The 20,045-nt window shown below is 63.1% G+C and carries 17 protein-coding genes; 8 read left to right on the top strand and 9 right to left on the bottom strand.

Annotated features, from left to right (window positions below; all coding sequences use genetic code 11):
• Window positions 1-2: 2 nt before the first annotated feature.
• The 3 genes from accC to CN673_RS09615 all read left to right on the top strand — a co-directional run bounded on the left by accC (window position 3) and on the right by CN673_RS09615 (window position 4,317).
• Entirely contained in the window at window positions 3-1,346 is a 1,344-nt protein-coding gene (gene accC, locus CN673_RS09625) for an acetyl-CoA carboxylase biotin carboxylase subunit (protein WP_099866018.1), read from the top strand.
• A gap of 13 nt (window positions 1,347-1,359) precedes the next feature.
• Complete coding sequence (aat, locus tag CN673_RS09620; protein ID WP_099866017.1) at window positions 1,360-1,974, top strand: leucyl/phenylalanyl-tRNA--protein transferase; 615 nt, start codon at window positions 1,360-1,362, stop codon at window positions 1,972-1,974.
• A gap of 150 nt (window positions 1,975-2,124) precedes the next feature.
• Window positions 2,125-4,317, top strand: coding sequence for an OmpA family protein (locus CN673_RS09615; RefSeq protein WP_157928848.1), 2,193 nt, complete (start codon window positions 2,125-2,127; stop codon window positions 4,315-4,317).
• A gap of 66 nt (window positions 4,318-4,383) precedes the next feature.
• On the opposite strand, the gene thrS is transcribed toward CN673_RS09615, so the two are convergent.
• The 4 genes from thrS to CN673_RS09595 all read right to left on the bottom strand — a co-directional run bounded on the left by thrS (window position 4,384) and on the right by CN673_RS09595 (window position 7,591).
• Window positions 4,384-6,375, bottom strand: coding sequence for a threonine--tRNA ligase (gene thrS / locus CN673_RS09610; RefSeq protein ID WP_099866015.1), 1,992 nt, complete (start codon window positions 6,373-6,375; stop codon window positions 4,384-4,386).
• 178 nt (window positions 6,376-6,553) lie between these two features.
• Window positions 6,554-6,730: a YegP family protein gene (locus CN673_RS09605; RefSeq protein ID WP_099866014.1), complete on the bottom strand. Its 177-nt coding sequence runs from the start codon at window positions 6,728-6,730 to the stop codon at window positions 6,554-6,556.
• Between the two features lie 68 nt (window positions 6,731-6,798).
• The gene (yidD, locus tag CN673_RS09600; RefSeq protein WP_099866013.1) at window positions 6,799-7,128 is read right to left on the bottom strand and encodes a membrane protein insertion efficiency factor YidD; all 330 of its coding nucleotides are present in this window, start codon (window positions 7,126-7,128) and stop codon (window positions 6,799-6,801) included.
• A 13-nt stretch (window positions 7,129-7,141) separates the two neighbouring features.
• On the bottom strand, window positions 7,142-7,591 hold the full coding sequence (locus CN673_RS09595) for an iron-sulfur cluster assembly scaffold protein (protein WP_099866012.1): 450 nt from the start codon (window positions 7,589-7,591) through the stop codon (window positions 7,142-7,144).
• A 292-nt stretch (window positions 7,592-7,883) separates the two neighbouring features.
• Between CN673_RS09595 and folE the strand changes: the two genes are divergently transcribed.
• The 3 genes from folE to CN673_RS09580 all read left to right on the top strand — a co-directional run bounded on the left by folE (window position 7,884) and on the right by CN673_RS09580 (window position 10,092).
• Window positions 7,884-8,507 (top strand): GTP cyclohydrolase I FolE, encoded by a 624-nt coding sequence (folE, locus tag CN673_RS09590; RefSeq protein ID WP_099866011.1) that lies wholly within the window; start codon window positions 7,884-7,886, stop codon window positions 8,505-8,507.
• A 20-nt stretch (window positions 8,508-8,527) separates the two neighbouring features.
• Window positions 8,528-8,974 (top strand): phosphoribosyl-AMP cyclohydrolase, encoded by a 447-nt coding sequence (hisI, locus tag CN673_RS09585; RefSeq protein ID WP_099866010.1) that lies wholly within the window; start codon window positions 8,528-8,530, stop codon window positions 8,972-8,974.
• A gap of 107 nt (window positions 8,975-9,081) precedes the next feature.
• Entirely contained in the window at window positions 9,082-10,092 is a 1,011-nt protein-coding gene (locus CN673_RS09580; RefSeq protein WP_370853023.1) for a patatin-like phospholipase family protein, read from the top strand.
• Here the strand turns inward: CN673_RS09580 and CN673_RS09575 are convergent.
• Window positions 10,079-10,654: a TetR/AcrR family transcriptional regulator gene (locus CN673_RS09575; RefSeq protein ID WP_099866008.1), complete on the bottom strand. Its 576-nt coding sequence runs from the start codon at window positions 10,652-10,654 to the stop codon at window positions 10,079-10,081. The two genes, CN673_RS09580 and CN673_RS09575, sit on opposite strands and share 14 nt — an antisense overlap.
• 163 nt (window positions 10,655-10,817) lie before the next feature.
• On the opposite strand from CN673_RS09575, the gene CN673_RS09570 reads away from it, so the two are divergent.
• Window positions 10,818-12,065 (top strand): efflux RND transporter periplasmic adaptor subunit, encoded by a 1,248-nt coding sequence (locus CN673_RS09570; RefSeq protein WP_099866007.1) that lies wholly within the window; start codon window positions 10,818-10,820, stop codon window positions 12,063-12,065.
• Window positions 12,062-15,148, top strand: a complete 3,087-nt coding sequence (locus tag CN673_RS09565) for an efflux RND transporter permease subunit (RefSeq protein ID WP_099866006.1) — start codon at window positions 12,062-12,064, stop codon at window positions 15,146-15,148. The genes CN673_RS09570 and CN673_RS09565 overlap by 4 nt, the downstream gene beginning before the upstream one ends.
• 91 nt (window positions 15,149-15,239) lie before the next feature.
• Here CN673_RS09565 and CN673_RS09560 read toward each other — a convergent pair whose 3' ends face one another.
• Genes CN673_RS09560 through CN673_RS09545 form a run of 4 tightly spaced genes read right to left on the bottom strand, consistent with a single transcriptional unit; the run spans window position 15,240 to window position 20,002 of the window.
• Window positions 15,240-16,316: a BMP family ABC transporter substrate-binding protein gene (locus CN673_RS09560; protein ID WP_099866141.1), complete on the bottom strand. Its 1,077-nt coding sequence runs from the start codon at window positions 16,314-16,316 to the stop codon at window positions 15,240-15,242.
• Between the two features lie 56 nt (window positions 16,317-16,372).
• Window positions 16,373-17,293, bottom strand: coding sequence for an ABC transporter permease (locus CN673_RS09555; RefSeq protein WP_099866005.1), 921 nt, complete (start codon window positions 17,291-17,293; stop codon window positions 16,373-16,375).
• Complete coding sequence (locus CN673_RS09550; protein WP_099866140.1) at window positions 17,293-18,405, bottom strand: ABC transporter permease; 1,113 nt, start codon at window positions 18,403-18,405, stop codon at window positions 17,293-17,295. The genes CN673_RS09555 and CN673_RS09550 overlap by 1 nt, the downstream gene beginning before the upstream one ends.
• A complete protein-coding gene (locus tag CN673_RS09545) occupies window positions 18,395-20,002 on the bottom strand; it encodes an ABC transporter ATP-binding protein (RefSeq protein ID WP_099866004.1) in 1,608 nt (535 codons plus the stop codon). Before CN673_RS09545 ends, CN673_RS09550 begins: the two co-directional genes overlap by 11 nt.
• Between the last annotated feature and the right edge of the window lie 43 nt (window positions 20,003-20,045).

Here is a 20,045-nt window from a genome sequence, read left to right as displayed (position 1 = left end):
GCATGTTCTCCAAGATCCTTATCGCCAACCGGGGCGAGATCGCGCTTCGCGTGCTCCGCGCCTGCAAGGAGCTCGGCATCCAGACGGTTGCCGTCCATTCGACGGCCGACCAGAACGCGATGCATGTGCGCCTGGCCGACGAGAGCGTCTGCGTCGGGCCGCCGCCCTCGCGCGACAGCTATCTCAACATCCACCAGATTGTCGCTGCCTGCGAGATTACCGGCGCAGACGCCGTCCATCCCGGTTACGGGTTCTTGTCCGAGAACGCCAAATTCGCCGAGATCCTGGAAGCCCACGGGCTGACCTTCATCGGCCCGACGTCCGAACATATCCGCATCATGGGCGACAAGATCACGGCCAAGAAGACCGCCGAAGCGCTCGGAATACCGGTCGTCCCGGGCTCCGATGGCGAGGTTACCGACGAGGTTGATGCCGCGCGGATCGCCGCCGAGATCGGCTATCCGGTGCTCATCAAGGCGACGGCCGGAGGCGGCGGTCGTGGCATGAAGGTCGCGCGCACCGCTGCCGAACTGTCCGAAGCCATGTCGACGGCCCGAACGGAAGCCGGCGCCGCATTTGGCAACGATTCGGTCTATCTGGAGAAATATCTCGGAAAGCCACGGCACATCGAGATCCAGGTGCTCGGCGATGGCGAGGGCAATGCGATCCACCTTGGCGAGCGCGACTGCTCGCTCCAGCGGCGCCACCAGAAGGTCTGGGAAGAGGCGAACTCGCCTGCGCTCAACGCCGATGCCCGTGCCCGCATCGGTTCGATCTGCGCCGAAGCGATGGCGAAACTGAAATATCGCGGTGCGGGAACGGTCGAGTTTCTCTACGAGAATGGCGAGTTCTATTTCATCGAGATGAACACCCGCCTTCAGGTGGAGCATCCGATCACCGAGGCGATCACCGGCATCGACCTCGTGCACGAGCAGATCCGCGTCGCTTCGGGCGGCGGGCTCTCGGTGCGCCAGGAGGATGTCCGCTTCAGCGGGCATGCCATAGAATGCCGGATCAACGCGGAAGATCCGCGCACCTTCGTGCCCTCTCCAGGTCAGGTCACCCACTATCATACGCCCGGCGGCCTCGGCGTGCGCGTCGATTCGGCCGTATATCAGGGGTATTCGATCCCGCCCTACTACGACAGCCTTATCGGAAAGCTGATCGTGCATGGTCGCACGCGGGTCGAATGCATGATGCGGCTCAAGCGTGCCCTTGACGAATTCGTGGTCGACGGCATCAAGACGACGATTCCATTGTTCCGCGAACTGCTCGACAATCCTGACATTGCCAATGGGGAATATGATATCCATTGGCTGGAGAGTTTCTTGCGCGAGAACAGTTGATCGTGGGAGCGTGATGGCGCGGGGACAGGACAAGCGCATCGACCTTACCCCGCAGCTCCTGCTGAAGGCCTATAGCTGCGGCCTTTTTCCGATGGCCGAGTCGGCGGACGACCCGACGATCTTCTGGGTCGAGCCGGAAGTGCGCGGGATCATCCCGCTCGACGATTTTCATCTGCCCCGGCGTCTTGCGCGCACCGTGCGCAACGCACCGTTCGAGATTCGCGTCGACACTGCCTTTTCAGCTGTCATCGACGGCTGTGCCGAACCGGCGCCTGGACGAAAGTCGACCTGGATCAACAGCACCATTCGCCAACTCTACTGCGAGCTCCATCACATGAACCACGCCCATAGCGTGGAGGCATGGCAAGACGGCGATCTGGTCGGCGGCCTCTACGGGGTCAAGCTCGGCGCCGCTTTCTTTGGTGAAAGCATGTTTGCGCGCAAGACCGACGCATCCAAGGTGTGCCTTGTGCACCTGGTCGAACGGCTTCGCGCCCGAGGGTTCGTTCTGCTCGACACGCAGTTCACCACCGATCACCTCAAGCGGTTTGGTGCCGTCGACGTTTCACGGGCGGAATACGATGAGCTGCTTTCCGAAGCAATTCAGTATCCCAATATAACGTTCTGAAATATAACGTTTAATGAACGCCCGATGAACGGTCGCCGCAGCATGCGGCAATCGGCCACCATCCCATGTTTCACGCATCACCGTCCGGAACCTCGCCACTTTTCACGCGTTTGTGACATCAGGGACGGATCGTTCAAAAGGGAAATCAATATGTCAGTCATGAGAAAGCGGCTGCTCGCCACCGCAGCCATGCCGTTGCTGGCGGCGGGCCTCGCGTCCGGCGCTGCGTTTGCCGCGCCGACGAGCGCGGACCGCACACCGGCTGGTCAGGCTTCTGGCACGATGTTGCTCGCACAGGGCGAGGCCCCGGCCCCGGCCGAGTGCCCGCCGGGGACTGTGCCCAGCGAAGGCGGCTGCCTCGGCGAGGCGCCTGCTGAAGAACCAGCTCCAGCGCCAGCCGAAGAGCCTGCGCCGGAGCCTCAGCCCGCGCCGGAGGCGGCACCAGAACCTGCGCCGGAGCCTGCACCTGCGGAGCCGCCGGTAGAAGAAGCGCCTGCTCAAGAGGCGCCTCCGGCCGCCGAACCTCAGCCGGCGCCACCGCCCGCTGCCGAGGAAGCTCCCGAGCCTGCCCCGGCACCTGAGGCCGCCCCCCAGGCAGAGGAAGCACCAGCGGAGCCTGCCCCTCAAGAAACCGCTCCCGCCGCCGAGGAAGCCCCGGCGGAAGCACCTCCGGTCGAGGAAGCTCCAGCAGAAGAGCCCGTGACCGAGGAAGCGCCTGCCGAAGAACCGGCAGCCGAGGAGGCACCTGCGGAAGAGCCGGCGATGGAAGCACCCGCAGCCCCGGCCCCTGAAGCCCCGGCCGATGCCGAACCGCAAGATGCGCCGGCAGCCGAGGAGGCACCTGCAGAGCCGGACGCTCCCCCTGCCGAGGAGGCACCTGCGCCAGCCGGCGAGGAAGCCCCGACCGATCCGGTTCCTGTGCCGGAAGAAGCCCCTGCAGAACAGCCGGCGGCCGAAGAAGCGCCTTCAGAAGAACCGGCAATGGAGGAGGCGCCCACCGAAGCCCCTGCGGCTGAAGAAGCGCCAGTCGATCAAGCTCCGGCGGAAGGCGAAGCCCCGGTTGACGGACAGGCCCCTGCCGAAGGTCAGCCGCTGCCCGAAGGCCAGGCTCCTGACGCCTCCGGCGGCCAGGCCGCCGATGGTCAGCAGCCGGCGCCAGAGCCCGAAATGCTTCCGGTTGAAGGTGGCGCACCGATCCTCGACAGCGCCAAGGAGCAGCCGGTCCAGGCAGCCCCTGCCGCGCCTGAGGGTCAGCAGGGTGAAGCGCAACAGCAACAGGCAGCGCCGCAGCAGGACCCGGAAGAGGTCGAGCGCCTTCGCCAACGCATCGAGCGCCTTGAGGCCGAGCGCGGGCAGCGTCCGACATCCGACGCCGAAGCACAGGCGATCGTGCGTGAATTCAGCCAACCGGTCGAATTCCAGTCCGTGACCGTTGAAGAAGGCCAGCGTCTGCAAGCTGCGCCGGAGTTCAACCGTCCCGACAACATCACGATCATCAACCAGACGGAGAACCGGTACGTCTACGAGGTGAACAATCAGATCATCGTCGAAAACAACGACCGTGATCGTCTCGCCCGAAACGCGCAGGACGTCTATTACGAGGAACTGCCGCGTGGTCGCACGCGCGAAGTTGTCGTGCGCGAAAACGGTGCGCAGATCGTCACCATTCGCAACCGCTACGGCGACATCATCCAGCGCTCGCGCATCCGTCCGTCGGGTGAAGAGGTCGTCCTCGTCTATGCGCCGGAATACGACACGGAAGAGGTCTACGTCTATCAGGACCCTGCGGTCTATCTGCCGCCGCTGGAACTCAACGTTCCTGTCGAGGAGTATATCTACGACTCGACCCGTGCGGACGACTACACCGACTACGTGACCTTCCTCGAGCAGCCGCCGGTCGAACCGGTAACCGAAATCTATTCGGTCGAGGAGGTGAAGCGTTCGGCCCGCGTCAGGGACATCATGCCGCGAGTCGATCTCGATAACATCACCTTCGAGTTCGGCAGCGCATCGATCGCCGAGGACCAGGTCCGTGCCCTGGAAGAGATCGCCAACGGCATTCTTGCGATCCTGGAAGAGGACGAAAGCGAGATCTTCCTGCTTGAAGGGCACACCGACGCCGTGGGTACCGACGAAGCCAATCTGGTTCTGTCGGATCAGCGAGCCGAATCGATCGCCATCGCGTTGACGAACGTGTTCGGCATTCCGGCGGAAAACCTGCAGACGCAGGGCTACGGCGAGCGCTATCTCAAGGTGAATACCGAAGAGCAGGAGCGTCTCAACCGCCGCGTGACCGTCCGCCGCATCACGCCGCTGGTACAGAGCGCGCAGGCGCAGCAGTAAGCGAGGACGTCTCGTCGAAAAGAAGGGCCGCCGGATATATCCCGGCGGCCCTTTTTCGTTATCGACCTATTCGGCGGCCAGACGCCGACGCTCGGCTTTGCGCTTCAGATCCGGTGGAGTCGCCTCGCCCTTGAGCATCGCGATGGCATCGGCCAGCGACAGCGAAGACTGGTCGCGGCTGCCAAGACGGCGCATGTTGACCGAGCGCTCTTCCGCCTCTCGGTTGCCGCATACCAGGATTACCGGCACCTTGCTCAGCGAGTGCTCGCGCACCTTGTAGTTGATCTTCTCGTTACGCGTGTCGGTCTCGACCACGAGACCGGCTTCGCGCAACTCGGCGGCCACGTCTTCGGCATAGTCGTTGGCATCCGACGTGATGGTGGCCACGACGACCTGCAACGGCGCGAACCAAAGCGGCATGTGACCGGCGAAGTTCTCGATCAGGATCCCGAGGAACCGCTCCATCGATCCGCAGATCGCCCGGTGGATCATCACGGGCTGGCGCTTTTCGGAATCCTTGTCGATGTAAAACGCCCCGAAGCGTTCCGGCAGGTTGAAATCAACCTGTGTCGTGCCGCACTGCCACTCGCGGCCGATCGCGTCCTTGAGGGTGTATTCGAACTTCGGACCGTAGAAGGCACCCTCGCCCGGCAGGATATCGGTCTTGATGCGTCCGGCCGATTGCGCTTCGATCGTCTTCAGGACATCGCCCATCACCTTCTCCGCGCGGTCCCACAGCGCATCGTCGCCGACGCGCTTTTCCGGCCGCGTGGAGAGTTTCACCGTGATCTCGTCAAAGCCGAAATCGGCATAGGTCGACAGGATCAGCGCGTTGATGCGCAGGCACTCGGCGGCAAGCTGCTCGTCGGTGCAGAAGACATGCGCATCGTCCTGCGTGAAGCCGCGAACGCGCATCAATCCGTGCAGTGCGCCAGAAGGTTCGTAACGGTGAACGTTGCCGAATTCGGCAAGTTTTACAGGCAGCTCACGATAAGATTTCAGACCATGCTTGAAAATCTGGACATGCCCTGGGCAGTTCATCGGTTTGAGGGCAAAGACGCGGTCGTCGTCGGTCTCGTCGCCAGCGACAGTCACCTTGAACATGTTGTCGCGGTACCAGCCCCAGTGGCCTGAGGTCTCCCATAGCGACTTGTCGAGCACCTGCGGGGCGTTGACCTCGTCGTAACCTTCCAGATCGAGCCGCCGGCGCATGTAGGACACGAGGGTCTGGAACATCCGCCATCCCTTGGCGTGCCAGAAGACGACGCCCGGCCCTTCTTCCTGGAAATGGAACAGGTCCATTTCCCTGCCGAGTTTGCGATGGTCGCGCTTTTCCGCCTCCTCCAGCATGTGGAGGTAGGCGTCGAGTTGCTTCTGATCGGCCCAGGCCGTGCCGTAGATGCGTGTCAGCATCGGGTTGTTGCTGTCGCCGCGCCAGTAGGCGCCGGCCACCTTCATCAGCTTGAAGGCGCCGCCGATCTGACCGGTCGAAACCATGTGCGGCCCACGGCAGAGATCGAACCAGTCGCCTTGCGCGTAGATCTTCAGATCCTGACCTTCAGGGATCGCATCGACGAGCTCGACCTTGTAGGCCTCGCCCTTGTCGGCGAAGACCTGCCGGGCCTTGTCGCGGCTCCACACGTCCTTGGTAAAGGGGGCGTTGCGCGCGATGATCTCGCGCATCTTCTTCTCGATGACCGGCAGATCGTCCGGCGTGAAGGGACGATCGCGCGCGAAATCGTAATAGAAGCCGTTCTCGATCACCGGGCCTATGGTCACTTGGGTCCCGGGCCAGAGCTCCTGGACCGCTTCGGCCATCACATGGGCTGCGTCGTGGCGAATGAGTTCCAGCGCGCGCGGATCATCGCGGGTGACAATTTCGATCGCGCCATCGCTGACCGGATCGGCCAGATCGCGCAGTTCGCCGTCGAGCGAAATCGCGACGGCCTTCTTCGCCAGCGACTTGGAGATCGATTCGGCGACGTCGCGGCCGGTGGTTCCGGGCTCTACGCTGCGCCTTGAATTGTCGGGGAATATCAGGGTAATGGCATCGGCCATCGTCTCAGATCCTTTCTATCCAGTCCCGCCAACGGATGCGGGTGGTTTGCGTCATGGGCCGCATCTGGGCGACGCGGGCCTGTCTAGACGGTTGGGACAGAGAGGTAAAGACGAAGAAGTACGGCGCTGGGGCCAGTTTGACCCCATCGTGGCTTTGCCTGCGCAGTCCGGCGGATCGTCAGCTGTTGTCTTCGACCGCAGCCTCGGGACCGTTCTTCTTGATCGACTCGATCGCATTCTTTGCGCTCGATTTGGAGGCATAACCCTCCGTGGCGAAGATCGTTTCGCTGTTGTATTTGAACCGCACGCGGAACTCTCCCGCCTTATCGCGATAGATCTCGAACTTGTGCGCCATGTCAGCCTCCGTGCAAGCTACACGTGCATAATATCAGACAGTTCGAAAATGATTGCAATCCAGCGCGCTCATGCGGCAGGTCGGTCGGGATCGTTGGCCGCGGGCGGGACCGGGTCGAGGCCGGACGAGCCGAAAGGGCCGCAGCGAATTACCCGCCAGAACGCCATTGCGGCACCGCGCGGCAAACCATGACGGGCGATCGCCTCATAGGCATACTCCGAGCATGTCGGCAGGTGGCGGCAGCTGTTTCCGACAAACCCGGACAGCGTCAGCTGATAAAGCCGCACCACAGATGTCCCGAGGATCCTGCCCGGCGTCCGGCGCCAGGGCCCGTCATAATTGCGGGTCCAGCGCTTGGGCGCTGCCTGACCGTGTGCATGATCGTCGTTGCAGCCCATGGCCAACTGGCGGTCAGGCCGCCGCCTCCGCTGCGCGCTTGGCCTCGATCTGGTCGATCGCGTCGACAACCGCGTCGAAGGTCAAGAGGGTCGAGGCATGACGCGCCTTGTAGTCTCGCACAGGTTCAAGGAACCGAAGGTCGCAGAAGCGTCCTGCTGGCGGTGGCCCGCCCTCCTTCAGCATTGCGCGCATCGCCTCGCGCACCGCGCGCAGCTCGCCGGCGGTCGATCCGATAATGTTGCGCGCCATGATGGATGAGGATGCCTGGCCGAGCGCGCAAGCCTTCACGTCATGGGCAAAATCGGAGACCTCGTCGCCGTCCATCTTGAGCCAGATGGTCACCTTCGACCCGCAAAGCTTGGAGTGCGCCATCGCGCTCGCGTCGGCGTCGTCGAGCCGGCCGATGCGTGGAATGTTGCCGGCAAACTCGAGGATGCGGCTGTTGTAGACGTCGTCGATCATTGCTGGCCTTCATCACACTGAGCGGCTTGGCGCCGGCGCTGTCAGGCGCATTTTTGTCGCCGGCCACTTCATTTGGTCAACCACGGAACTATATTCTATTTCGTGGCTTCGGCTGATGCTTTCAAGCGTAAGGCACTTGGTGACCGAGGGAAACCGTGCTCAAGGCTTGTATTGCGGAGAAGCCCGGAGCCGGCTGGCGAGACCCCGAAATCCGATCGTTCGGACATTTTGGCAGCAGCGATGGTCCGAGATAGGAAAGGCGCCGTAAAGGGTGAAAAAGCGGGAGTTCGACATGGACGCAATCGTCAAGACCTTTCCCAACAAGGAATCGGAATCAGACCGCCCGAGCCAGGCCGAAGCAGAGGCCGCGGTGCGCACGCTGCTGCGCTGGGTTGGCGACGATCCGGATCGGGAAGGCCTCATCGATACGCCCAAGCGGGTCGCCAAGGCCTACAGGGACCTTTTCGGCGGCTACGATGAAGACCCCGAAGATGTCCTCGGCCGCACCTTCGAAGAAGTTTCCGGCTATGACGACATCGTGCTCATGCGCGACATTCCGTTCTTCTCCCATTGCGAACACCACATGGTGCCGATCATCGGACGGGCCCATGTGGCCTATCTGCCCGACGGTAAGGTCGTCGGTCTTTCGAAGATCGCTCGTGTGATCGACATCTTCGCGCGCCGCCTGCAGACGCAGGAGGCCATGACGGCGCAGATCGCGCATTCGATCGATGAAACGCTTCGTCCGCTCGGCGTTGCGGTGATGGTCGAGGGCGAGCATATGTGCATGGCGATGCGCGGCATCCGCAAGCAGGGGTCGACAACGATGACGACCACCTTTACCGGACAGTTCAAGTCCGACGCGCAGCAACAGGTGCGCTTCATGACCATGCTGAAGGGCTTCGCCGCACGGTAGGGCCCCGCAAAGGAGCCCCCATGCCGTCCGTTTTCGACCGACCATCGGAAGACAAGTCAGTCCTGGAGGAAGGTTCGGGCCTTACCCCCCGCTTTGACGCGCACGGCCTCATTACCGCTGTCGTCACCGATGCCGACGGGGGCGAGGTGCTGATGCTTGCCCACATGAACGATGAAGCCCTTCGCCTGACCATCGATACCGGTGTCGCGCATTTTTTCAGTCGCTCGCGCCAGCGGATCTGGAAGAAGGGCGAAAGCTCCGGCAACGAGCAGCAGGTCGCGGAGATGCGTGTCGATTGCGACCAGGATGCCGTCTGGCTGAAGGTCAGGGTGGCCGGCCACGGGGCAAGCTGCCACACGGGCCGGCGCACCTGCTTCTATCGGCGTGTCGAAGGCTCTGTTTCAGCGGCACGTCTCGTGACCGACAGCGAACGGTCCTTCGATCCCGAAAAAGTATACGGGGCGTGAGGTCGCATTGATTTTTTCACGAAACTGAAACCATGTTTCGTGGATGATTGGCCAGTTGTGCAAATATCGCGTGGAGCGTGCCCATGCTGAACTGGCCGATACGGTGGATGGGCCGCGAGACCGGCATCGAGGCGCGTGCGCTTTCCGACATGCTGCCCGGAATTGATTTTTCATCGGCGGGCAGTGATGTGACTTCGACCAATCCAACCCTTCCGCAAGCGACCGACGAGCCTCCTGCCAAGGCCCGCATCGCCCTTGCGCTCGGCGGCGGGGCGGCGCGCGGCTGGGCCCATATCGGCGTGCTCAGGGCGCTGGACGAGGGCGGCATCGATATCGGCATGATCGCCGGCACATCGATCGGCGCGCTTGTCGGCGGCTGTTATCTTGCCGGCAAGCTGGACGAATTGGAAGCCTTCGCGCGCAGCCTCACCATGCGGCGCATCGCCGGCCTTCTGGATTTCACCATTCGAGGCGGTGGCCTCTTCGGCGGCATGCGGCTCAACAATCGTATGCGCGATCATCTCGACGGCTTGACGATCGAGGGACTCGACCGGCCGTTCGTCGCGGTTGCCACGGAGGTAGCGACCGGTCACGAGGTGTGGGTCACGCATGGCGCGCTGATTACTGCCATCCGCGCTTCCTACGCCCTGCCCGGCATTTTCGAGCCGGTCACCTGCAACAACCGCACGCTGGTCGACGGCGCACTCGTCAATCCGGTTCCGGTTTCCGTTTGCCGTGCGCATGAAGAGCCGCTGGTCGTCGCGGTCAATCTTCACTACGACCTCTACGGCCGGTCCGCCGTCGTCAAGCACAACGCCACGGACCATTCGCCCGACGTGACGCCGATCGCCCGACGCATGAGCGAAACCCCTATGGAGCAGGCGAGCCGCCGGTTCGGCATGACCGGCGTAATGGTGCAGGCCTACAACATCATCCAGGATCGCATCGCACGGGCCCGCCTTGCCGGGGATCCCCCGGACCTGTCCTTGATGCCGAAACTCGGCGATATCGGCCTGTCGGAATTCCACCGTGCCGGCGAGGCGATCGATCGCGGCTATGAGGAGACGCGGGCGAAGATCGGGGAGTTGGAGCGCCTCCAGCGCGTCATGGTGCGGTAACGCCAGGTCCTGCAGGTCGCTGCTCTTCGACAAGCCGCGCCAGCCGGTCCATCAGCCGCTCGCTTTCTGCTTCCGAGAAGAGGTCGATCTCGAACAGGCGCTGACTGCGCAGCCCTTCGACGGCGAGAAACACGATACAGGCAAGATCCGGGTCGTCCGAAAGCGCCTTTAGCTCGGCGGCCATCTGTTGCTGGTGGCGTCGCACCGGCTCCAGAAAGCCCGGATTTTCCGCAATCGCGGCAAGCACGCCGGAGGGTCTCGGCCCCTTCTCCGCGCATTCGATCTTGAAAACATCGATCAGGGCGCGCGCCAGGGCATTCGGCTTGCCGGCATGCGCGTCCCTGGAAACCAGCAAAGCCTTGCGGCTGCGCGTGACGTGGTGCTCGACCAGCGCTTCCATCAACTTCGCTTTCGTCGGGAAATTGTAGAGCAATCCGCCTTTGGACAGCCCCGCCCGCTGGGCCACGGCGTCGAGCGAAAGATTGCCCGGCCCCACTTCGCGTGCCAGCGCCTCTGCTGCTTCGAGGATGCGCGTTCTTGAATTTCGGGCGACTGGTGGCATTTAATCCGGGACCTTACGACTATAAGCACGTGCTTATCATGGGTTGACAATACCGTCCAGCCGGTACAGTAAGGCGCGTGACAAAGATAGTGCGGCGCAGCATTGCGCGCATCACGAATTCTTCCGACCATCCATCTCAGCGAGCCGCCGGAGCTTCTGCGCCATGATAAAAAGATTTCTGATCGCCTTCGTCTTGCTTGCGGTCGTGTGCGGCGGCCTGGTCTATTTCAACATGTTCCGGAACCAGGCAATCCAGGACTTCTTCGCAAACCAGCAGCAGCCAGCCGTGCCGGTCGCGACGGAAACGGTGGAAGCCCTTTCCTGGCAGCCGGGGATCGAGGCCATCGGCACGCTGCGTGCCGTACGCGGTGTCGATCTTTCCGTCGAAGCGGGCGGCGTCGTCCGTGACGTCACATTCACCTCGAACGATGAGGTCGAGGAAGGCGAGTTACTAGTCCAGATCGACGATACGATCGAGCAGGCCGATCTGATCGCGGCGCGCTCGTCCGTGCAGCTTGCCGAACAGACGCTCGATCGCGCCGAGGCACTGCGCACGCGTGGCGTCAGTGCCGAGTCCAGTCTGGAGGAAGCGCAGGCCAGCGCCGAGTCGGCCCGCTCACAGGTCGAGCGGCTCGAGGCGGTACTCAGCCAGAAGTCGATCAAGGCCCCCTTCTCCGGGACCATCGGCATCCCGCAAGTGGAAAGCGGACAGTACGTCACCACCGGGACCGTCGTCGCCACGCTTCAGGATCTTGACACCATGCGCGTCGATTTCACGGTGCCCGAGCAGCAGCGCAACCTTGTCGAGATCGGCCAGCCCATCAGCCTCGGGGCCGAGCAGGACGCCCTCGACTACAACGGCACGATCATCGGCATCGAGCCGCGCATCGATCCGCAGACGCGCCTCGTCGCCATCCGTGCGGAAGTCGGCAATGAGGAGGAGGCTCTGTTCCCTGGTCAGTTCGTGCGTGTGCGCGTTGAATTGCCGGAAGAGCCCGAAATCATCGCCCTCCCCCAGACCTCGATCGTCACCAGTCTTTATGGCGACTACGTCTATGTGGTCGGCCCTGCCGAAGCGGAAGATGCGTCCGAAGCGGAGCAGGCAAGCGACGCCGAGCAGGCGGACAGCGACACCGGTTCGCAGGACACGGAAACAGACACCGCCGCGCCTGCTGAGACAGACGAGGCGGCCACGGCCGACGATGAGCAGGGCGAAGCGCTCGAGGTGCGCCAGGTCTTCGTTCAGACGGGACGGCGCAACGGCCAGCTGATCGAGGTGACGGAAGGCTTGAGCGAGGGCGACATGGTCGTCACCGCCGGTCAGAACCGGTTGTCCAATGGGATGCCGGTCACCCTCGATGACAGCGAAAGCCCCCTTGAAGGCAACTCGGTCGAACAGGTTTCGCGATGAACATCTCCCGCACCTTCATCCAGCGGCCGGTCCTTTCGACGGTTCTCGGCGCAATGATCCTGCTTCTGGGTTTCCAGGGCCTCTTCAATCTCTCGGTGCGCCAGTATCCAGAGGTTGAAGAGACGGTCGTCACCATCAACACGGTCTATCCCGGCGCGAGCGCGGAACTGATCCAGGGTTTCATTACCGCGCCGATCGCCTCGGCGGTCTCGACCACCGAAAACATCGACTACGTCACGTCCCAGAGCCGTCCGTCCAGCAGTACCGTCACCGTCCAGATGGAACTCGGCGCTGACCCCGACATCGCGCTTACCGAGGTGATGTCGAAGGTTCAGCAGGTTCGCGGACAATTGCCCTCGCAGTCCGAGGATCCCGTCATTACCAAGGGGACGGGTCAGCAATTCGCGATCATGTATCTGGCGGTACAGAACCCGGAGATGACTCCCGAACAGTTGACGGAGTATCTCGAGCGCGTCGTGCGGCCGCGCATGTCGACCATTGAAGGGGTCGCCGAAATCCAGATCCTCGGCGCCGCGAACTACGCGATGCGCGTGTGGATCGACCCTGTACGCCTTGCCGGTCGCGGTGTCACCGCTTCGGAAGTGACGCAGGCGATCAATGCCTCGAACTTCCTGTCGGCACCCGGCAAGACCGAGAACGAATACGTCGCCCAGGCGATCACGCTGGAATCCACCTTGCAGACGCCGGAGGCCTTCGGAGCGCTTCCGATCAAGTCGGATGGCGACGACGTCGTGCGGCTGCGCGATGTCGCCAATATCGAACTGGCTGCCGAATCCGACGACACGATCGTGAATTTCAACGGCGAGCCGGGAACCTTCATCGGCATCTTCCCGACGCCATCGGCCAACCCTCTGGATACGGCGAGCGCCGTGATCGACGAGTTGCCAGCGATCGGCGAGACGCTGCCCGACGGCATGACCATCGAAATGGTCTACAACGCGACGGAGACGATCAGCGCGTCGATCGAAGAGGTCTTCAAGACCATCGCCGAGGCCGTCGCCATCGTCGTGGTCGTCATTCTCCTCTTCCTCGGGTCATTCCGTTCGACGCTGATGCCGATCGTCACGATCCCGCTGTCGCTGATCGGCGTGTGCTTCTTCCTTCTGGCGCTTGGCTACTCGATCAACCTTCTTTCGCTGCTCGCGATGGTCCTGGCGATCGGCCTCGTGGTCGACGACGCCATCATCGTGGTGGAAAACATCCACCGGCACATTGAGGAAGGCATGTCGCCGAAGGATGCCGCGGTCAGGAGCATGGAGGAAATCTCCGTCGCCGTCATCGCCATGACGCTGACGCTCGCGGCCGTGTTCGCACCGATCGGCTTCACCGGCGGGCTGACGGGTTCGCTGTTCCGCGAATTCGCGTTCACCCTTGCCGGCGCCGTCATCATTTCCGGTGTGGTCGCGCTGACCATCACGCCCATGATGAGCGCTCGCGTGCTCAAGGCCGGCGGCCACAGCCGGTTCCAGAACTTCGTCGACCGGACGTTCGATCGCCTGGCGAATTTCTATGAGCGCCGGGTCGACGGGTCGCTGAACTATCGGGCCGTGACCATGATGGTCGTCATCGCGCTCGGCGCGCTGACCGGCTATCTGTTCTTCCAGACATCGAGTGAACTCGCACCGGAAGAGGACGAAGGCGGCCTGTTCTCGCTCGTCACGGCGCCGCGCTACGCGACCAGTGACTACACCAACAGCTATATCGAGCAGATCGGGCAAGCCACGCGCGACATCGACGAGGTGAAAGCCCAGTTCTCGATCGTTGGCATGGGCGGCGAGACCAACACCGGCTTCGCCGTCTGGGCACTCGACGATTGGGGCGACCGAGAGCGCACGCAGGCCGAGATCCAGCAGGATATCCAGGGGCGCATCAGTGGCGTCAACGGCGTGCAGGCCCTCGTTTTCGCCCCGCCGTCCCTCCCCGGCGCCGGCGGCGGCCTGCCGATCTCCATCGTCATCCAGTCGACCGGGGAATCGAGCCAGGTCTATGAGGTGGCGGAGGAAATTCGCCAGAAAGCCCAGGAATCGGGGCAGTTCATCGTTGTTCAGAATTCCCTGTCCTATGATTCGCCACAGGTGACGATGACCATCGATCGCGACCGCGCGGCCGCGCTCAACGTGCCGATCAGCGATATCGGCAACACGCTGAACGTTCTGGTCGGCGGTGGCGCCGTCGCCCAGTTCGACCGCGATTCCAACAGCTACGACATCATCACCCAGGTGCCGCAGCGCTATCGCAACAATCCGCAGGCGCTGACCGACTTCTTCATTCGCTCGACCACAGGCGAAATGATCCCGCTTTCCTCAGTCGTCAGCGTGACGTCGGGCGCGGCGCCTGCCTCGATCGAGCAGTTCAACCAGTTGAACGCGGCGACCATCTCGGCATTGCCGGTGCCCGGCGTGACCACCGGCGACGGCCTGCAGACCATCGTTGACATCGCCCGTCCGCTGCTGCCTGAAAGCTTCTTCATCGAATATTCCGGGCAATCGCGACTGGAAATCGAACAGGGCAACACGATCCTGATCGCCTTCGCATTGGCGATCCTGGTGATCTATCTGGTGCTCGCCGCCCAGTTCGAAAGCTTCCGCGACCCGTTCATCATCATGATGTCGGTGCCGCTGTCGATCTTCGGCGCGATCCTGCCGCTTAATCTCGGGCTGGGGACGCTGAATATCTACACCCAGGTGGGTCTCATCACCCTGATCGGGATCATCACCAAGCACGGTATTCTCCTGGTGGAGTTCGCCAACCAGCGGCGCGAGGAAGGCTATACGATCCGCGAAGCGATCGTTGCCTCGGCCAAGGTTCGCCTTCGCCCGATCCTGATGACGACGGCGGCGATGGCGCTGGCGGTGGTGCCGCTGATCATCGCGTCTGGCGCCGGCGCTGCCGCCCGCCAGGCCATGGGCCTCGTCATCTTCTCGGGCCTTTGCATCGGTACGCTGTTCACGCTTTTCGTCGTGCCGATGTTCTACACACTCATCGCCAAGCCCGAGGAGGACATGGCGCACGCCAAGGGGCGGCCGGGCGGCGACGCGACATCCCCTGCCCCCGCGGAATAGCCGGACGGCAGCCCCCCAATCAAAGAACCCGCCGGAGCGATCCGGCGGGTTCTTTGAGTCATGGGAAATGTCTGTCTTCCAGGCGCTCCGCTTATTGCGGCAGTTCGTCGTCAACGCCCTCGACGTAGAAATTGAGACTGCGCAATTCGCTGTCTTCGGCCACGGCGCCGTCGGCCAGCCATTCACTGCCGTCCTGCTTGTTGATCGGGCCGGTGAAGGGATGGAACTCGCCGGATTCGATGCTGGCCTCGGTCGCTTCGGCCTGGGCCTTCACCTCGTCGGGCATGTTGGCGTATTCCGCCATCACGACATGTCCTTCGGCAAGTCCGGCCCAGGTCTCGGTCTGTTCCCAGGTGCCGTCCAGAACGGCCTGGATGCGCTCCAGATAATACGGGCCCCAGTCATCGACGATCGAGGTCAATTGGGTTTCCGGGCCAAACTCGGCCATGTCGGAAGCCTGGCCGAAAGCGTAGATGCCGCGCTCGGCAGCCACCTGCATCGGCCCGGTTGAGTCGGTGTGCTGTGTCAGGATGTCGACGCCCTGGTCGATCAGCGCCCGGGCCGCATCTGCTTCCCGGCCAGGATCGAACCATGAATTGACCCAGACGATCTTGAGTTCGAAATCGGGGTTGATCGACTGCGCGCCGAGCAGGAAGGCATTGATGCCCTGCACGACCTCGGGGATCGGGAACGAGCCGATGTAGCCGGCCGAGCCGGTCTCCGACATCTCCGCGGCGATCTGCCCGATGATGTAGCGGCCCTGATAGAACCGGGAATCGTAGGTCGCGACGTTCGGATGCTCGCGCTTGTAGCCGGTTGCATGCTCGAACTTGATGTCCGGATAGCGTTCGGCCACGGCGTTGGTCGCGTCCATGTAGCCGAACGACGTGGTGAAGATGATGTTGCAGCCTGAGCGGGCGAAGCGCTCGATCGCGCGTTCCGCATCAGCACCTTCCGGCACGCTTTCCAGGTAAGCGGTCTCAACCTTGTCGCCGAGCTGTTCCTCGACATAAAGACGGCCCTGGTCGTGCTGGTAGGACCAGCCGAAATCCCCGATCGGGCCGACATAGATGAAGCAGGCCTTCACCTGACCCATCTGTGCCTGCGCGGGCGCGGCCATGGCGAACATGCTGGCCGTCGCGGCCAGAGCGAGAATGGTCTTCTTCATGGTTTCCCCTTGCGTTTTGATGTGTTGAAGCGAAATCCGGGCATGGTTCTTCATTGTCACCGTTCCGGCACGAATGGCTGTGCGAGCGAGGCGGGCCGGTTGATGAGTGTCAGGCGGCGATCCATCGAGATCAGCACGAGAACGAGGATCGTCGCAAGATAGGGCAGCATCGACATGAACTGCGATGGAATGCCGATACCGAGGGCCTGTGCGTGGAGCTGTCCGATCGACACCGCGCCGAAGAGATAGGCGCCGGCCAATAGACGCCATGGCCGCCAGGATGCAAAGACCACGAGCGCCAACGCGATCCAGCCGCGGCCGGCCGACATGTTCTCCACCCATTGCGGCGTATAGACGAGAGACAGATGCGCGCCCGCGAGCCCGGCGCATGCCCCGCCGAAGAGAACGGCGAGGTAGCGGGTGCGAATGACCGGCACGCCAAGCGCATGGGCCGAGCCGTGATTGTCGCCGATGGCGCGCAGCTTCAGGCCCGCCCGCGTGCGGAAAAGGAACCACGCGACCCCGACGACCAGCGCGATGGACAGATAGAACAGAAGGTCCTGGCCGAAGAGCACCCGGCCGACGATCGGGACATCGCTGAGGCCCGGAACATTCAGCACCGGAAGACGCACGCCCGGCAGGCCGATGAACCGTTCGCCGATCATCCCAGAAAGCCCGAGTCCGAGAATGGTCAATGCCAGTCCGGTGGCAACCTGATTGGCCACCAGCGTCAGCGTCAGGAAACCGAAGAGCAGCGAGAACGCCGCACCGGCGAGGAGACCGCAAAGGACGCCGACGAAGGCCGATCCGGAGAGCTGTGCGCCGGCAAAGGCAACGACGGCGCCCATGATCATCATGCCCTCGACGCCGAGATTGAGGACCCCGGATCGCTCGACGACCAGTTCGCCTATCGCAGCCAGCACCAGCGGCGTCGCTGCGGTCATCACCGAGAAGAGGATCGCCTCGAAAAGACCCATCAGTTCGTCTCCGCCTGGGGCCGCGCATCAGCGATCGCAGAGCCGGCAGCGGCCGGTCTTCGAATGCGAATGCGGTAGTGAATGAGCGTGTCGCAGGCCAGCACGAAGAAAAGGAGCGCGCCCTGGAACAGACGCGCCACCTTGTCCGACACGCCGATGGAAATCTGCGCGGCCTCACCGCCGAGATATGTCAGTGCCAGGACCAGCCCCGCGGCGACGATGCCGAGCGGATTGAGGCGGCCGAGAAAGGCGACAATGATGGCCGTAAATCCGTAGCCGGGTGATATGACGGGACGAAGTTGCCCGATCGCGCCGGACACCTCCGATATCCCCGCCAGCCCCGCCAGCGCGCCAGAGAAGAGAAAGGCGAAAATGACCATGCGCGCGGCCGAAAATCCGGCGAAACGCCCTGCCCGCTGGGATTGTCCAAGCACCGCGATCTCGAAACCCTTGAGCGTGTGACGCATCATAAACCAGGTAAGCAGCGCGGCGATGATCGCGAAAACGAGCCCAAAATGGGCACGCCCGCCGTCGACGATCTCCGGCAGGATGGCCGAGGCGTTGAAGTTTCGCGTCTCGGGGAAGTTGAAGCCTTCCGGATTGCGCCACGGTCCACGCACCAGCCAGTCGAGAAATAGCTGCGCAACATAGACCAGCATCAAGCTGGAGAGGATCTCGTTGGTGTTCAGCCGCGCCTTGAGAAGCGCCGGAATGGCGGCATAGGCCGCACCGCCCAGCATGGCCGAGATCATCATCAGCGGCAGCACCAGTAGCGACTGCCACTCGTGGAAGACGACCGGGATCACGGAGCCAGCGACGGCGCCCATGACGAACTGGCCCTCCGCTCCGATATTCCAGTTGTTGGAGCGAAAGCAGACCGAAAGGCCGACGGCGATCAGGATGAGCGGTGCAGCCTTGACGGCGAGCTCGTGCAACGACCAGCCGTAGAGCAGCGGATCGATGAAGAAGAAGAACAGCGCCTCGACCGGATTCTTGCCGAGCGAAAGAAACAGGATCGCGCCGGCGATCAATGTCAGGCCAAGCGCAATGAAGGGCGACAGGATCGAAAACAGCTTGGAGCGTTCCGGACGCTTTTCCAGTTCAATGCGCATCCGCAGCCTCCCCTGGCCCCGGCGACGCGCCATCCGGCGCAGCTCCGCCCATCAAAAGTCCGATGCGCTCGCGCGACATGGATGCGGCCGGTTCTGGCGCGCTCAATCGGCCGTGATGGATGACGGCGATTCGATGCGCGACCTCGAAGATTTCGTCGAGATCCTGGCTGATGACGAGCACCGCCGAACCGGAACGGGCGAGATCAACGAGCGCCTGACGTATCCGGCTCGCCGCGCCGGCATCGACACCCCAGGTCGGCTGGTTGACCACGAGGAGCACAGGCTTCCTGTCGAGTTCTCGGCCGACGATGAATTTCTGCAGATTGCCGCCTGAGAGCGCCGAGGCGTGGGGATCGTCGCCGGACTTGCGCACATCCATGGCGTCCACCACCCGCGCCGCGGCCTTGGCGATCGCCCCGCGCTTGAGCACCTTCAGAATCCCACCGGCAAGGAACGTCCCCGCATCGGAACGGTGCCGGGCGAGAACCATATTGTCGGAAAGCCGCATCTGCGAAACGGCACCGTGGCCGTGTCGTTCTTCCGGCACGAAGCCGGCGCCGAGCAGCCGGCGCTGCGTGATACCCTTCTGACCGACCGCCGCGCCGCCAATCCGGATGACATCGGGCGTTCCGGCCAGTACCTCGCCCGACAGAGCGTCGAACAGTTCGCTCTGGCCGTTCCCCGCGACACCCGCGATCGCCAGCACCTCGCCGCGACGAACCGTCAGGTCGATATCGCGCAGCGTGACAGCGAAGGGTGAGCGTGACGGCAGGGACAAATGCGCCACCTCAAGCAGAGCCTGGTCCGTGCCCGCATTGGGAGAATTCGTCACCGTCGCGACCTCCCCACCCACCATGAGGCCGGCGAGCGAGGCGACGGTTTCGGCGCGCGGGTCGCAGGCAGCGACGACCTTGCCATGTCGAAGCACCGTCGCGCGGTCGCAGATGCGGCGCACCTCGTCGAGCCGGTGGCTGATATAGAGGATTGATTTGCCTTCGCCCCGCAGGGTCTCCAGCGTCTCGAACAGACGATCGGCTTCCTGCGGCGTCAGCACCGAGGTCGGCTCGTCGAGGATGATGAGTTCCGGCTTCTGCAGCAGCGTGCGCACGATCTCGATGCGCTGGCGCTCGCCAACGGAGAGGTCCGCGACATGAGCGAAAGGGTCGAGCGGCAGGCCGTAGGCCTGCGACAGGGACCGGGCCTCGTCAGCGATCCGGGCGATCGACACCGTCTCGTCGAGCGATAACGCGATGTTCTCGGCGACCGTCAGCGCCTCGAACAGCGAAAAATGCTGGAAGACCATGCCGATGCCGAGTTGTCTGGCTTCGAACGGGCTGGTTATGGCGACCGGGCTACCCTTCCACCGAATCTCACCGCCATCCGGGGCCAGAACGCCGAACAGCATCTTGACCAGAGTCGACTTCCCGGCGCCGTTCTCGCCAAGCAGCGCATGGATTTCGCCCGGGCGGATATCGAGGTCGACGCCATCGCATGCTCGCAGCGAACCGAACGTCTTCGTCAGTTCCTGCAATGCAAGCAGGCGATCGCCTTCACTCGTCGCACTCGCCTGCACGTGAACTCTATCCTGAAATGGCATGACGCAATGGAATACCCGAACTGGCGCGAGAGCGACCAAGCAT

The sequence above is a fragment of the Neopararhizobium haloflavum genome, assembly GCF_002750855.1.
Lineage (GTDB): Bacteria > Pseudomonadota > Alphaproteobacteria > Rhizobiales > Rhizobiaceae > Georhizobium > Georhizobium haloflavum.
Note: the sequence above shows the minus strand (reverse complement) of the source record. Positions and strands in the feature narration are given on the sequence as shown.